The sequence below is a fragment of the Anabaena sp. UHCC 0451 genome (genome assembly GCF_034931405.1).
Lineage (GTDB): Bacteria > Cyanobacteriota > Cyanobacteriia > Cyanobacteriales > Nostocaceae > RDYJ01.
In genome coordinates this window covers 1-14,740 of sequence record NZ_JAYGHA010000017.1, presented here as the reverse complement: position 1 = coordinate 14,740, position 14,740 = coordinate 1, and the positions used below count along the sequence as shown (strand labels likewise).

Sequence of the window (14,740 nt, the reverse complement as noted above, 5' to 3'; positions counted from 1 at the left end):
GTAGCGCCCCCGTGCCTACCCCAGATGCAAAATAACAGGAATATGTAGGGGTAGCGCCCCCGTGCCTACCCCAGATGCAAAATAACAGGAATATGTAGGGGTAGCGCCCCCGTGCCTACCCATGTTTTTGGGGGCAACCACGGGGGGTTTGCCCCTACCGCAATTTGGGGTCAATTCCATAAGCATAGAAACTTTCAGCCTGATTTTGTCTTATCCTCAAATAAAGGCTTAGTTTGATTACCACCTATAGGAGATAACCTTGGTCAACACCACAATTAAAACCACAAAATCACAAGAAATCTTTACCGCTGCTCAAAATTTAATGCCAGGAGGCGTTAGTTCTCCCGTGCGTGCTTTTAAATCCGTCGGTGGACAACCCATAGTATTTGATCGAGTTAATGGCGCGTATATTTGGGATGTAGACGGCAATAAATATATAGACTATGTAGGTACTTGGGGCCCTGCTATTTGTGGTCATGCACATCCAGAAGTCATTTCTGCACTGCAAGAAGCATTAGTTAAAGGTACTAGCTTTGGCGCTCCCTGTGCGTTAGAAAATGTTCTTGCAGAAATGGTGATTGATGCTGTTCCTAGCATCGAAATGGTCAGATTTGTGAACTCTGGTACAGAGGCTTGTATGGCTGTACTCCGGTTAATGCGAGCTTTCACCAACCGAGAAAAAGTCATTAAATTTGAAGGTTGCTATCACGGCCACGCTGATATGTTCCTGGTGAAAGCAGGTTCTGGTGTCGCTACACTCGGTTTACCCGACTCCCCCGGAGTACCAAAATCTGCAACCATTAACACCTTAACCGCACCTTACAACGATTTAGAAGCCGTTAAAGCCTTATTTGCAGAAAACCGTGATGAAATTGCTGGTGTAATTCTTGAACCAGTAGTTGGTAATGCTGGTTTTATTACTCCCGATGCTGGTTTCTTAGAAGGTTTACGGGAACTCACCCACGAACATGGAGCTTTATTAGTATTCGATGAAGTAATGACTGGTTTCCGTATTGCTTACGGTGGCGCTCAAGAGAAATTTGGCATCACTCCAGATTTGACAACACTCGGTAAAGTCATCGGTGGAGGCTTACCAGTGGGAGCTTATGGTGGTCGCCGCGATATCATGTCAATGGTTGCTCCAGCCGGTCCTGTATATCAAGCTGGGACTCTTTCTGGCAATCCTCTGGCTATGACTGCGGGAATTAAAACCTTGGAATTACTACAAAAACCCGGTAGTTATGATTATCTAGAGCGGATAACTAAGAAGCTGGCTGATGGTTTACTGAAAATTGCTCAAGAAACTGGTCATGCTGCTTGTGGTGGGAATATCAGCGCCATGTTTGGCTTATTTTTCACCAGTGGACCAGTCAATAACTATGAAGATGCGAAAAAGTCTGACACAGCCAAGTTTGGGCGTTTCCATCGTGGGATGTTAGAGCGTGGTATTTATTTAGCACCATCTCAGTTTGAGGCTGGATTTACTTCTTTGGCTCACACAGATGAAGATATTGAGCAGACTTTAGCGGCTGCAAAAGAAGTGCTTTCTAGCTTGTAATCTCTTCGCACGCACAAAAGGGAGATGGGGAGAAAGCAGGAAAAATTTTAGCAGAGAATAAGTCCAAAATTTCTCTCCTTTTTTCCCTGCATCCGTTCTACTGCTTTCTACCTGTTTCCTGTTCTCTTTTCCCACCTACTGTGAGATTTTATGAAATATTTCTTACACGTAAACAATGATAGTATTATTTGTACTGTTGCTGCGTATAAATAATACTATTGTTTTTCAGTGATCTCACATACAAAAAGCAACTATTATGGGGTTGATTTAATGAGATAATATATGAAATAAGAAAGGAAAAAATGATTTTAATTCTGAGTGTAGTTAATTCTAAGCAGTTTGCTATAAATTGAATTATCATCAGTTAAACTTTAGGATATCTTTGACAACATTCCTAACAAAATAGAAATTTGTTCTCAATAATGTAATAAGAGTCAAATTTCTTCCCTTATGTGTCGTGCAGCGAGTTAACAGTGCATGAGCTACTGCTTCAATCCTACCTGTCCCCATCCCAAAAATTTGGCATCTAGCCAACAATGTAAATCTTGTAATAATCCACTACTGTTGATCGGTAAATGTGGTCAATATCGAGCAGTCAGACAGCTAGGTCAGGGAGGCTTCGGAGCAACGTTTTTAGCTCAAAATGAAGTCTTACCAGGAAAACCGAGTTGTGTTATCAAGCAACTACGTCCATCAGGAACAGCCCCACACATATTGCAGATGGCAGAGGATTTGTTTGAGAGAGAAGCCAAAACCTTGGGCAAGATTGGCAATCATCCACAAATACCAAGGCTACTGGACTATTTTAAACAGGATAACCAATTTTACTTAGTTCAGGAATACATCAGTGGTGCTACTCTCCAACAGGACGTAAAAAAAACTGGATGTTATAGCGAAGCAGGAGTGAAACAGTTTTTAAGCGAGATTTTGCCACTACTGCAATACATCCATGAGCTAAAAGTGATTCACCGTGATATCAAGCCAGCTAATTTAATTCGCCGCTCTCAAGATGCCAGACTGGTGCTGATTGATTTTGGTGCTGTCAAAGACCAAGTGAGCCAGACAGCACCTAATCCATCGGGACAAACAGCATTAACGGCTTATGCTATTGGTACTCCTGGTTTTGCGCCTCCAGAACAAATGGCTATGCGTCCAGTTTACTCCAGCGATATCTACGCGCTAGGTGTTACTTGCATTTATCTACTGACTGCTAAAACTCCTAAAGATTTGCCATACAATCCCACAACGGGTGAAATGATGTGGGAACAGCTTGTAGATGTAAGTGAACATTTTGCAAGCGTGTTGAAAAAAATGTTAGAGGTTTCCGTTCGCAATCGCTACCAGTCAGCCCCAGAGGTACTGAGAGCGTTGGAGATGGAACCATATCTAGACAGTTTATCTAAGGGATTACTAGTCAAATCTGATGTTGATCCTAAAGAGCGAATAAATAACCGCCCAGACAATTCTAGCGTTTTGTCTAATAATCCTGCTTCTAATAACGTAGCGGCTGCAATTCGAGCTAGACGAGCTAAGTTAGCAGAAAATTCTGGATTCCAGGCTCGGCGAAGAGAGCGTCAGCAGTTGATATCCCAACCTCAAAATCTGTCTGGTGGTAATAGCAATGCTTCTCAAATTCCTCGTCAATTGAATTCCCAAAGTTTGTTAACAGCCTATGTTAAAGGAAGGCGGGATTTTGCTGCATACAACATTAGTCTGTTGAACCTACAAGGTGCTGATTTATCGGAAACAAATTTCCATGGCGCTCAATTGACAAAAACCAATCTGCAAGGTGCTAATCTCGAAAATACTGACTTTGGTAGAGCTAGTCTGAAGGAAGCGAATCTTAAAGATGCTAATTTGACCAAAGCTTATTTGAGTCATGCTGATTTAGAAGGAGCAGACTTAAGAGGTGCAGACCTTAGCTATGCTTATATGAGTCAGGTCAATCTCCGAGGCGCTAATTTATGTGGTGCTAATCTCACTGGTGCTAAAGTTACTGATGAGCAATTGGCATTAGCAAAGATTAATTGGCTAACTGTGCGTCCCAATGGTAAACGGGGATTTTTGTAAGTTTTATCTGACTGAATTTGTTTGTTTAGTTGAAATTTCTAGACTATTGGCTTTAGTTTACAAATAACTTTTAAGTTTTATTCTTCCCATCAAAGCCGATTTTTAGAGTTATAGATTACAGTACAACAGGCTAAAAGCTGCCAGAGTGTTAGAAATCTAGAATCGAATTTGCTCATAATGCTTTTCTCTACAGTTGTATTTTTGGCATTTTTAAAGAACAGATTTTGAAACGCTTAAAAAGGTATGCTATTGTGCAGAACCCCAAGCTACAAGGTTCATTATCTTCTCATGCTATTTTTTGGTTGCCGATTACTATATCTGTAATTGCCTCATTTACTCTAGTAGGAACTAGTATTTTGACGATGGTGCGGCTGCGAGACACAGCCCAAAAAGTAGTAACACCTGTGGTAATTATGCCGGAACTCAAAACAGTAACAGCTTTGGGAAGAATTGAACCACAAGGACAGGTTATTAAACTCTCAGCAACTGGATCTGGGGAAGCACGTCGGGTAGAAAAATTACTGGTGCAGGAAGGCGATAAAGTGGAGATAGGTCAGGTAATTGCTATTTTAGACAATCGCGATCGCCTCGAAGCAGAACTATTAGCAGCCCAGCAAGAAGTTAAAGTAGCAAAAGCTAACCTCTCCCGCATCCAAGCAGGTGCAAAACCAGGAGAGATTGCCACAAAAAAAGCCACAATTGCCCGATTAGTAGCCGAAAGTCAAGGAGATATTCAAACTCAAACTTTGAATATTGCCAGCTTGCAAGCTGAATTAATCAATGCTCAAACTGAAAACCAACGTTACCAGAAATTATATCTAGAAGGCGCAATTTCTGCTTCCCAAAGGGATAGTAAACACTTAACCCTAGAAACTGCCCAAAAAAGTCTGCAAGCTGCACAGGCACAATTAAACCGCACTCAGTTAACTAACCAAGAACGAATTCAAGAAGCTACTGCCACACTAGAGCAAATTTCTGAAGTCCGTCAAGTCGATGTGATCGTAGCTAAGGCAGAAATTGATCGTGCGGAAGCAGAAGTAAAAAAAGCAACTGTGAATCTCCAACAAGCTTATGTGCGTTCACTGCAAAATGGACAAATATTGGAAATCCACACTCATCCGGGGGAATTAATTTCAAATGATGGCATTGCTGATCTAGGGCAAACTAGTCAAATGTACGCAGTTGCTGAAGTCTATGAAAGCGATATTAGTAAGGTACTTTTAGGGCAACAGGTGCGAGTATCAGGTGATGTTTTACCAGTAGAATTACAGGGAAAAGTGGAACGCATAGGTTTACGGGTACAACGCCAAAATGTCATTACTACTGACCCTTTTACCAATATTGACAACAGAGTGGTAAAAGTTTATGTCCGATTAGACCAAGCTTCCAGTCAGAAAACTGCCAACTTAACCAATATGCAAGTCAAAGTAGTTATTCAACTGTGAGATGGAACTGGGACTGGGGACAAGAAAAAACTCTGCCTTGATTAATCACCATTATCAATTATTCATGATTAATATCTACCAACAACTGCGACGACGGACACCCCTGGGATGGTTGCAATTAAGTCATGAAAAAAGTCGCTTGCTGGTAGCAGTATCAGGTATTGCCTTTGCTGATGTTCTTATGTTTATGCAGCTAGGGTTTCAAACTGCACTGTATGACAGCAACACCAGATTACACCGCAGTTTACAAGCTGATATTATTCTCACCGGTCCTCAAACTCGGAATTTGCAAAGTATGTCTCCCTTTTCTCGACGGAGATTATACCAAGCAATGGATATACCAGGGGTGCAGTCAGCAGAACCAATGTATTTTAATGTCATCACCTGGAAAAATCCCCAAACCCGCAGGGAAACGACAGTTTTAGCAATTGGCTTTAATCCCAATCAGCCAGCTTTTGATTTACCAGCCATCAATCAACAATTGCAGTCTATCAAATTACCAGATACAGTCCTCTTTGACCGGGGTGCAAGAGGAGATTATCAAGAAGTGATCACTCAAATTGATCAAGGTAAAACCGTTACTACCGAAATCGACGGACGTAGAATTACTGTCAGTGGTTTATTTAAAATTGGCGCTTCCTTCGGCACGGATGGTAGTTTAATTACTAGTGATCAGAACTTATTGCGATTAGTTCCCAAACGCCCATCTAGTAGTGTCAGTCTGGGTTTAGTCAAAGTAAAACCAGGTTATGATGCCAAAAAAGTAGCAGCAGCATTAAGATATTACCTGAAAGATGATGTTAAGGTGCTAACCCATGCAGAATTTATTGAATTTGAGAATAACTTTTGGCGCACTAACTCCCCCATTGGCTTTATTTTTAGCTTGGGTGTTTCCATGGGGTTTGTAGTAGGAGTAATTATTGTTTATCAAGTCCTTTCTGCTGATGTCAATGTTCATTTACGGGAATATGCAACATTTAAAGCCATGGGTTATAGGCATAGTTATTTATTAGTTATCATCTTTGAAGAGGCTTTAATTTTAGCTGTTTTAGGTTTTTTTCCCGGTTTAATAGTATCATTAGGACTTTATCAATTGACACAAACAGCCACAAATTTACCTATGTACATGACGCTAATTCGTGGCTTACAAGTGTTAATTCTCACTTTTTTGATGTGTGCAATTTCGGGAGCGATCGCTACTCGTAAACTCCAATCCGCAGACCCCGCAGATATGTTTTGAAATTAGTCCCCAATCCTCAGTCCCCAGTCCTACAAAAATTTGCAGCGATTTGGAAACACTCGCCCTCATAAGTTAGTCTGTTGTTCAACAGCAGCAACAGATTTTTTCATAACTATGACTACCAAAGCTCAAGTTCTTAATCCTCAGAATAAGTTACACCATGTTGAGACTATTAGTGTCACCAAGATATTAGTAGGCATATTTGCAGCTGTTCCCATAGCTTTAACATTGCCAGCAGCGGCTTTAGAAGTCCAGATTTTACCTAAAAAGCCACAATTGGGAGATACAATTTCGGTATTAATTGAGCCAGAGAGTCAAGTTCAACCTAGTAATCCTACCGTCACAGTGGGAGAACAAACATATCCAACTTTTGCAATTGCTCCAAATAAGTATCGCGCTTTTATTCCTACCACTCCACTGGAAAAAGCTGGAGTCAGAAAAGTTACTGTGTCGGGAGATGGACCGCAACAACGAAACCTAGCCGTCTATGTAGGCGATCGCAAATTCCCCATCCAGCGCATCACCTTACCACCTGGAAAAGCCGGAGTTAAGGCCACAGAATATGAGCTAACACGGGTAAAAGAGTTTAAAGCCCTAGTAACACCAGAAAAATTTTGGAATGGTGTTTTTTTAAGACCAAATAAAGGACGAATGACGACAATCTATGGTGTACGTCGCTACTATAATGGTAAATTTGCAAATAATTACTACCATCGTGGCCTAGACTACGCTGGTGCAGCCGGTTCAGCCGTAATTGCACCAGCCGCTGGAAAAGTAGCTTTAGTTGGTACAGTATCCCAGGGATTTCGGGTTCATGGTAATGTAGTTGGCATTGACCACGGTCAAGGAGTAACCAGCATTTTTATGCACCTCAGTCGCATTAATGTCAAAGAAGGTGATATTGTCAAAGCTGGTCAACTAATTGGCGCAGTAGGTTCTACAGGTGCTTCTACAGGACCTCACCTACATTGGGGTCTATATGTCAACGGACAATCTATTGATCCAAAATCTTGGAAATCTCAAATCGTTGATTAGTAATTCTTGATTCATAATTCGTAATTCGTAATTAAAAAATAATTATGAATTATGAATTATGAGTATGGCTTAAATTTAATCGTGAGAATTATGAGTATAGAAAAAATTGTTGAACAAGCTCTCCAAGATGGTTATTTAACACCAGCAATGGAAGCAGAAGTTGGTAGAATCTGTGATAATGCCTCGGATCTCTCGATTGAAGAGTATATGTCGCTGGATCGATTGATGGGTTCATTGTTAACTGGTGAAGTAGTCGCAGTACCTCGTAAACAGTTTATTAACGTCATGGAAGAATTGGTGCTGACTGAGGTAATCGCTAAAGTAGCAGAAATTGAAGCCAGCAGCGAAAGTTCATTAGATGTAGGGGATATTACTGCTTACGCACTCAACCGGCTGCCACCTCTGTATGCGACAACAGAAGAAGGCGCAAATTACCAACGCCACCGCGCTAAAACAGAACTTCAGGAATTTATCTCTCAACAAGTAGCCAAAGCTATTGATCGTTACTTAGATCAACCTGAATTTTTCCCAGAACGTCAAGCTTTAGGGAAAAGTGCTGGTAGTGATGTTCTCAGTCAAGTTAGTAACTTGCTTCAAGTCTACGCACCTAGTTTTGAACACAGCACAGGAGAATTGTAAACACAGGTAAAGACAGGTGACAGGAATAGTTTGTTTTTTCATCTGCCTCCTGTCTCCTTCTCATCAACCTTTCCAAGTTAAAATTTTCAGACTTAAACCAAGCGTGTAGTATTGCTATTAATCCTGAACAGTAACTGTCGTGTTTAGACTAACTTGTTCATATAGCATTTTGACATCAGAATTACGCATTCTTAAGCAGCCATGAGATACAGCAGCCCCTATTAAGTCAGTATTAGGTGTACCATGAAAGCCAATTTCGTTTCTACCATCTGACCAAAAACCAATCCATCTGTCTCCTAAAGGACTATCAGTACCAGCTTCAAATATTTGGCCAGTAATAGGATGTTTCCAAATTGGATGATATTCCTTGTGTATGACTTGAAAATTACCCGTAGGTGTTTCCCAGCCTTTTTTGCCGATAGCAATAGGATAACTAGCTATCACTTGGTTATAATTGTAAACATAGACCCGGCGATCGCTTAAATCAACGACCAAATGTGATTGAGTAGATCCCAAACCCTGAACAGATTTTGCTTCAGCCACACCGGGAAAGAAAAAACCTTTGGGCTTGTTTGTCTTCTGATTCTGTTTTTGTTTTGGCACTACGAACTTTGTTTTTTTTGGTGTATCCGCAGCACTAGCTACATATTTTTGACCAGCAGTAGAATTTGATGGAGAGGCGGGAAAAGACTCACCTAAAGCTGGTTCCCCAATACTAATGCCTTCCGAACGATTTTTACTAGAGTCAGGGCGGGTAGTAGAGTTTTTCCTCAATGTGGTGGATACAGACGGATTTGATTGCGCTGTCGTTTTCATAGTGTGCCAATGGACAGCCAGAGACAAAATTGCTGTACCAAAACAGAGGAACATCACCATCCGCGCTACAGATTCATTTCTTGCCATTGCCATCGCTTTTTATTTATCCCTGACATATCTGGCTCATTAGCATTATGGACTGCCCAGAGCAGCCAATTAGCAAAAAATTTATCAATAATTATCAGTTGTCTCATTACTCTGACAATCCTTCATGATCTAGAGATAAGTAGGTGAATTTTGAATTTTGAATTTTGTATTCTTCACGGGAGTTATAACTAGGAGATAGGCGAGATGGTAGTTTTTGTCAAGGGGTAGTAGTCAGTTTTTGACCTGAATACAATTGACTGATTTTTTGCCCTGCACCTGACAGCCGACGCTCCACACTCAAAACTTTCTGATCAATTCCTGATTTATACTTCCGTGTTCCGATCATAAATCCGTCACCTTGCTTGGGAACATCTGACAAATTATCCAGTCTAATGATAAGGGATGATTTAAACCCAGTACGATCTATGAGTCAATCGATTACTGTATCCTTGTCAACTGTTGATGCCAATTATTCACAAGCATCGGTGCAAGTTGACAAACTCTCAAATCACGATCTTATTTTGCGCTGTCAAGCCGCATTACGTCCAGAAAAGGCTGCCTTCGCCGAACTGCTACGACGTTATCAGACTCAGGTCGATAGGGTTTTATACCATCTCGCTCCTGACTGGTCAGACAGAGCCGACTTGGCTCAGGAAGTGTGGATTCGAGTTTATCGGAATATTAACCGATTACAAGAACCTGCTAAATTTCGAGGTTGGTTAAGCCGAATTGCTACTAACTTGTTTTACGATGAGTTGCGTAAACGCAAACGGGTTGCTACTCCCCTGTCACTGGATGCTCCCCGCTCGCTAGAAGACGGTGAGATGGATTGGGATATTGCAGGTGATACACCAGGTCCAGAGGAAGAACTCACAACTAGAGAATTTTACGAGCAATTACGAGAAGCGATCGCGGATTTACCAGAGGTGTTTCGGACTACAATTGTCCTCAGAGAAATTGAAGGTCTGGCTTATGAAGAAATAGCCGAAATCACTGGTGTTTCTCTAGGAACTGTAAAATCGAGAATAGCTAGAGCTAGAACCAGATTGCAATCCCAGTTGCAAACTTATCTAGATGCGTAAGTCAAATTACAATATCTGTCCTCAATATCTTGCTTCGATTCAAAACTTGAATTGAAAAAATATTAAGATATTAAGAATTGTAGTAAAAACTAGTTTTTTAGCCGAAAAACCAGCAAAATTGCTTCAATTCTCAGATTTATCCCCTGTGTTTACCCGTTTATGACTTGGTAAAAACGTTAAAATGAGTATTGATTCTCAGTTTTATGACCGTTTCCCCTCGCCACCTCCCACTGATGTATCAAATGGAATGGCTGATAGCGATAGCTTGGCGCAAGCCATTCATACCAATGATTCAACGGGTACTAAGGATATGGAAAAGCATAATTACCTCCATCACAACGAAGCAGATCGCTTCGAGTTACTAAGTGCTTACCTTGATGGTGAAGTCACAGCCACAGAACGTAAGCAGGTAGAAGAATGGCTATCTACAGATGACTCAGTTAAGTGTTTGTATGCACGACTATTAAAACTCAGACAAAGTGTAAGGGCTATGCCCATACCAGCTTCTGGACATTCACCAGAAGCTACATTTAAACAGGTTTGGAAAAGATTGTGCTACCGTTCCCAGCTAGGTTGGATGTTTAGTGGTGCTGCTGTAGCTGCTTGTGTCATTGGCACAATATCTGGCTTCCTACCAGATAATACATCCAAGTTGCAACTAGCACAACAGAAAATACAGCCAATAGCGGTAAAAACACAGCCGACAAAGACAGTTTCACCCCTAATGGTAGCCTTAAACAACCCAGTTATTGAAATTCCGAAAACAGCAGTAGCTGCTCCCAAAAAACCAGTTAATCAATCCCACACTTTAAACAAAGACACAGAATTAGATATCAACTAATTAAGTTGTCTTTAAAGTTAACCACTCCAACAACCATTCAGTTGGGGTATACCGCCTAACTGGTAAACTTTTTCTAGTGTGATCAAATACACCCAAGCCCAACCTAAAGATAAATTGGTTGGCTCAAAAATCTCTATAGATTGGCGATTATAGAGGTTTTTTGATATTGGTCTTGTGGAATCATAATCTTCTAAATCATCTAATACTATATCTTTGGTAGGGGTTTAGCATTGCTAAACCCTTAAAATACTTTTTACGAGTTCCCTATTTTCCACCTTTTTTCTCCCGAAAGTGGAGAATTTGACTGTATAGTCTAGTAATAAGGAGATATTGGGACAGTAGAGGTGAATATGACAGATAGTCGCACGATTCAATTTACTTTTGCTGTTGATGACCCAGAATTAGATGATGACAGAAGGCTAAAAATAGCAAGTAAGCTACTGCCAGAATTGCGTAATTCCGATGAAGTAATCAAAGCAGATCGTACTGAAGATTTTAACCCAGAAGCAGGAAGCAAGCCAGGTTTAGCCACTTTAGTCGGGGTGATAACAGCTACAGTTGATATAAAGAAGATCAAAGGGTTTTTAAGCTTTTTGAGCGATCGCTTGGGAGACAAACCCATAGAAATTACTGTCAAAGTCGGCGATAAAGAAGTCAGTATCAAAGCCAAAAGCCGCCAAGAACTGCTAGAAAGCGAAAAAATAGCACAAAACCTATTAGCCGCAATGGGTGGTGACAATGGCTAAAAAAATAGCGATGCTGATTGGAGTCAGCGAGTATGGTGCAGATATCCCACCCCTATCATCTGCACTCAATGATGTAGCAGCGATGGAACGAGTTTTGCAAAACCCCAACTTGGGCAACTTTACCCAGGTAGAACGGCTGCTGAATCCTGATTCAGTAGCTATGAGAATAGCAATTCAAAAGCTGTTTAAGAATGCAGGTAAAGAGGATTTATTATTATTCTTTTTTTCAGGTCATGGGATTACTAATGATGACAATCATCTCTATTTAGCAACTTGCAATACAGCTAAAGACAACTTTGAAGCCACTGCTGTAGATGCAAATTTTATTCAAATACAATCAAAAAATTGTTATTCTAAACGCCAAGTTTTAATTTTAGATGCTTGTTATAGTGGTGCATTTGCTAATGGTTGGCACAAAAAAAGTATCGGTGTCGATATCAAAAAGCAATTAGGTGCAGAAGGACGAGTTGTTCTCACATCTTCTGGTGCAACTCAAACTTCTTTTGCACAAGATGGTGCAACACTTTCGCTCTATACTCAATATTTAGTTGAGGGAATCGAGACAGGTGCAGCAGATAATGATGGTGATAGCAAAATTTATGTCCAGGAACTGCACGCTTACGCCAAAGCCAAAGTCCAAGCTGTGAAGCCTAGAATGACACCAGATATCATTTTGGATAGGGAAGGATACGATATTTTATTGGCTTATGCTCCTAAAAATCCAGAAGCAGAGTATCGTCAATTGGTTGAACAATATGCTCAAAATGGTGAACTAGGTGAATTTGCTTTTTTAGTCTTAACGCCAAAACGGAAATCTCTGAGAATCACAGATACAAAAGCCAAAGAAATAGAAACAGAAGTTCTCGAACCTTTTCGTAGACGGTTAGCAAATTTGCAAAGTTACAAACAAGCTTTTGCAGAGGTTGTTGAGCAAAAATATCCTCTAGATGAACATATTTTAAATATACTCAAAGATTATCAGCAAGATGTTTTAGGGTTGAAAGATGAGGATGTAGCATCAATTCAGTTAGAAATTAAATCTGTTAAAGAAGCAGAATATCAAATACAGAAACAAAGAGAAAAAGAAGAATATGCTAATAATCTGCGGCTTTATGAGAGGGAATTTACAAAAGCAGTTCAATCACAATATCCTCTAGATGAATATGCTCGCAATAGATTAAAACAGTTGCACCAGTCGTTAGGACTTAAAAATGAGCATATAAAGAGAGTTGAAGAAATAATTTTGACTCCAATAGAAAAAACTGAGAAACTACGAAAAGAACTAGAAAAAGAAGAATATCAGAAACAGATTCAGATACAAAAGCAACAAAAAGCAGAAAGATGGCAACGTCAGCGAGAAGCAGAAGCATCCGAACAATTACGAAAGCAGCAAGAAGCAGAAAAAAATAAATTTGGTTATGAGTTAAAGACTTTCCAGTTTGAACTTAGGATGGTAGATACGAGTGCTAGAGAAATTGGACGTATTACCAAAAGTGCCGAATATTTTCCTGAAGACTTAGCAAATGGTGTATTTCTGGAAATGATCTCAATTCCTGGAGGTACTTTTATCATGGGTTCTTTGAGTTGTGAAGGTGATGATGATGAACGTCCCCAACATCAAGTTACCGTTTCACCTTTTTTTATGGGGAAATATCCTATCACTCAATTACAGTGGAGAACAGTAGCAGCTTTACCTCAAGTTCAACAATCATTACACCCCAACCCATCAAAATTTAAAGGTGCAAATCTGCCTGTAGAAAATGTTTCTTGGTATGAAGCTGTGGAATTTTGTGCGAGATTATCTATGAAAACTGGGAGAAAATATCGTTTGCCCAGTGAAGCAGAATGGGAGTATGCTTGTCGTGGGGGAACTACTACCTCTTTTCATTTTGGAGAAACAATTACTTCTGATTTAATTAACTGTAGTGGTAGTGATACCTATTCTGTAGAACCAAAAAGTAGATTTCCGAAAGAGACAACTAATGTTGGTTATTTTGAAGTTGCTAATGCTTTTGGTTTATATGATATGCACGGCTTAGTATGGGAATGGTGTGCAGATCCTTGGCATAATCACTATCATGGCGCACCTACAAATGGTAGTATCTGGGAAGATGGTGGTGATCAACATCGTCGGGTATTAAGAGGTGGTGCATGGAATTTTAGTGCGGAACTTTGTCGCAGTGCTAGTAGAAGCTGGAATGAAGCAGACGGTGGTTTACGAATTTGTGGTTTTCGGGTGGTGTTGTCGGTTTAAATAGATTTAGTAGTAAGGACTTCAGTCCTCCAGCAATTCTCATTTTAAGGTTTCAGCTTTGAAAACCCCATTCCCAGCCTTCGGCACGCTTCGCTAACGTAGGGTAGGGGGGTTAGGTTTTTGGAGATTATGTGTTTCATATAATACTTTTCAAACAGCCTCTAAGATATCTCTAAAGTAATTGGTGATTGGTGATATAGCAATCCTAAATCATTCGTGAGAACAAAAATGGCTGAAAGTCCTGTAAATACGTACTTTCTATCTCCGTATTTTCTTACATTTCAATTCGGATTGCTATAGAATCTCTGGTTTTCATCCTGTTCATCCTTTAATCCTGGATATCCTGATTCTGACAATTTACCCGACTAGCAACTTTTAGGATTTAGCGGGATAACCCAACCAGATTCCTTACCCGGAATATACCATTTACCAAAATCTTTACACACCGCAATTGTCGTCATTCATCAATTACCACCAACTCAAGAAACACTGTGGTTAAGACTTTTAGGTAGAGGTACAGTCCAAAAACGAGCCATTGATGAATTAGCTGCGTTACCATTAAATCAACCTTACGTCAAAATCACCTTAGAACTACTCTATAACCTCCAGAAAAATTTAAAAATCAATCAAAGTTCACAAACAGAAGATCAGGAGTTGATTATGCGATTAGCACCACTTTACCAACAAGACAGAGAACTGGCTAAACAAGAGGGAGAACAACGTCTAATTATTCGGCAATTAAATCGTCGAATTGGGGAAATTGATTCATTATTAATTCAAAAAGTTCAAGAATTACCTGTTGAAAAACTGGAAGAATTAGGAGAGGCCTTGTTAGATTTTACTTCAGTTACAGATTTAGAAACTTGGCTGGAACATAATTCAGTGAATTAGCTCCAACTTACTTATCTTTCTGTAATATTAACAGGG

The 14,740-nt window shown here is 40.2% G+C and carries 11 protein-coding genes and 1 pseudogene; 11 read left to right on the top strand and 1 reads right to left on the bottom strand.

Annotation, left to right across the window (positions count from 1 at the left end):
• Positions 1-259: 259 nt before the first annotated feature.
• From hemL to VB694_RS13255, 6 genes are all read left to right on the top strand, one after another.
• A complete protein-coding gene (gene hemL / locus VB694_RS13280) occupies positions 260-1,558 on the top strand; it encodes a glutamate-1-semialdehyde 2,1-aminomutase (protein ID WP_323360794.1) in 1,299 nt (432 codons plus the stop codon).
• A 477-nt stretch (positions 1,559-2,035) separates the two neighbouring features.
• Positions 2,036-3,628 carry a serine/threonine-protein kinase gene (locus VB694_RS13275; RefSeq protein ID WP_323360793.1) on the top strand — a complete coding sequence of 531 codons (1,593 nt, stop codon included), beginning with the start codon at positions 2,036-2,038 and terminating at the stop codon, positions 3,626-3,628.
• A 251-nt stretch (positions 3,629-3,879) separates the two neighbouring features.
• Entirely contained in the window at positions 3,880-5,073 is a 1,194-nt protein-coding gene (locus tag VB694_RS13270) for an ABC exporter membrane fusion protein (RefSeq protein ID WP_323360894.1), read from the top strand.
• A 64-nt stretch (positions 5,074-5,137) separates the two neighbouring features.
• Entirely contained in the window at positions 5,138-6,313 is a 1,176-nt protein-coding gene (gene devC / locus VB694_RS13265) for an ABC transporter permease DevC (RefSeq protein ID WP_323360792.1), read from the top strand.
• A 114-nt stretch (positions 6,314-6,427) separates the two neighbouring features.
• Positions 6,428-7,348 carry a M23 family metallopeptidase gene (locus VB694_RS13260; RefSeq protein ID WP_323360791.1) on the top strand — a complete coding sequence of 307 codons (921 nt, stop codon included), beginning with the start codon at positions 6,428-6,430 and terminating at the stop codon, positions 7,346-7,348.
• Between the two features lie 90 nt (positions 7,349-7,438).
• Entirely contained in the window at positions 7,439-7,987 is a 549-nt protein-coding gene (locus tag VB694_RS13255) for a late competence development ComFB family protein (RefSeq protein ID WP_323360790.1), read from the top strand.
• A gap of 117 nt (positions 7,988-8,104) precedes the next feature.
• Here the strand turns inward: VB694_RS13255 and VB694_RS13250 are convergent, their stop codons facing one another.
• The gene (locus VB694_RS13250; RefSeq protein WP_323360789.1) at positions 8,105-8,896 is read right to left on the bottom strand and encodes a L,D-transpeptidase; all 792 of its coding nucleotides are present in this window, start codon (positions 8,894-8,896) and stop codon (positions 8,105-8,107) included.
• 419 nt (positions 8,897-9,315) lie between these two features.
• Between VB694_RS13250 and VB694_RS13245 the strand changes: the two genes are divergently transcribed.
• From VB694_RS13245 to VB694_RS13225, 5 genes and pseudogenes are all read left to right on the top strand, one after another.
• The gene (locus tag VB694_RS13245) at positions 9,316-9,972 is read left to right on the top strand and encodes a sigma-70 family RNA polymerase sigma factor (protein ID WP_323360788.1); all 657 of its coding nucleotides are present in this window, start codon (positions 9,316-9,318) and stop codon (positions 9,970-9,972) included.
• Positions 9,973-10,153: 181 nt separating this feature from the next.
• Entirely contained in the window at positions 10,154-10,813 is a 660-nt protein-coding gene (locus tag VB694_RS13240) for a transcriptional regulator (RefSeq protein WP_323360787.1), read from the top strand.
• Positions 10,814-11,163: 350 nt separating this feature from the next.
• Positions 11,164-11,559 (top strand): hypothetical protein, encoded by a 396-nt coding sequence (locus tag VB694_RS13235; protein ID WP_323360786.1) that lies wholly within the window; start codon positions 11,164-11,166, stop codon positions 11,557-11,559.
• Complete coding sequence (locus VB694_RS13230) at positions 11,552-13,813, top strand: caspase, EACC1-associated type (RefSeq protein WP_323360785.1); 2,262 nt, start codon at positions 11,552-11,554, stop codon at positions 13,811-13,813. Before VB694_RS13235 ends, VB694_RS13230 begins: the two co-directional genes overlap by 8 nt.
• Before the next feature lie 372 nt (positions 13,814-14,185).
• Positions 14,186-14,704 (top strand): annotated as a pseudogene (locus tag VB694_RS13225) (DUF4351 domain-containing protein); the annotation flags it as partial.
• Between the last annotated feature and the right edge of the window lie 36 nt (positions 14,705-14,740).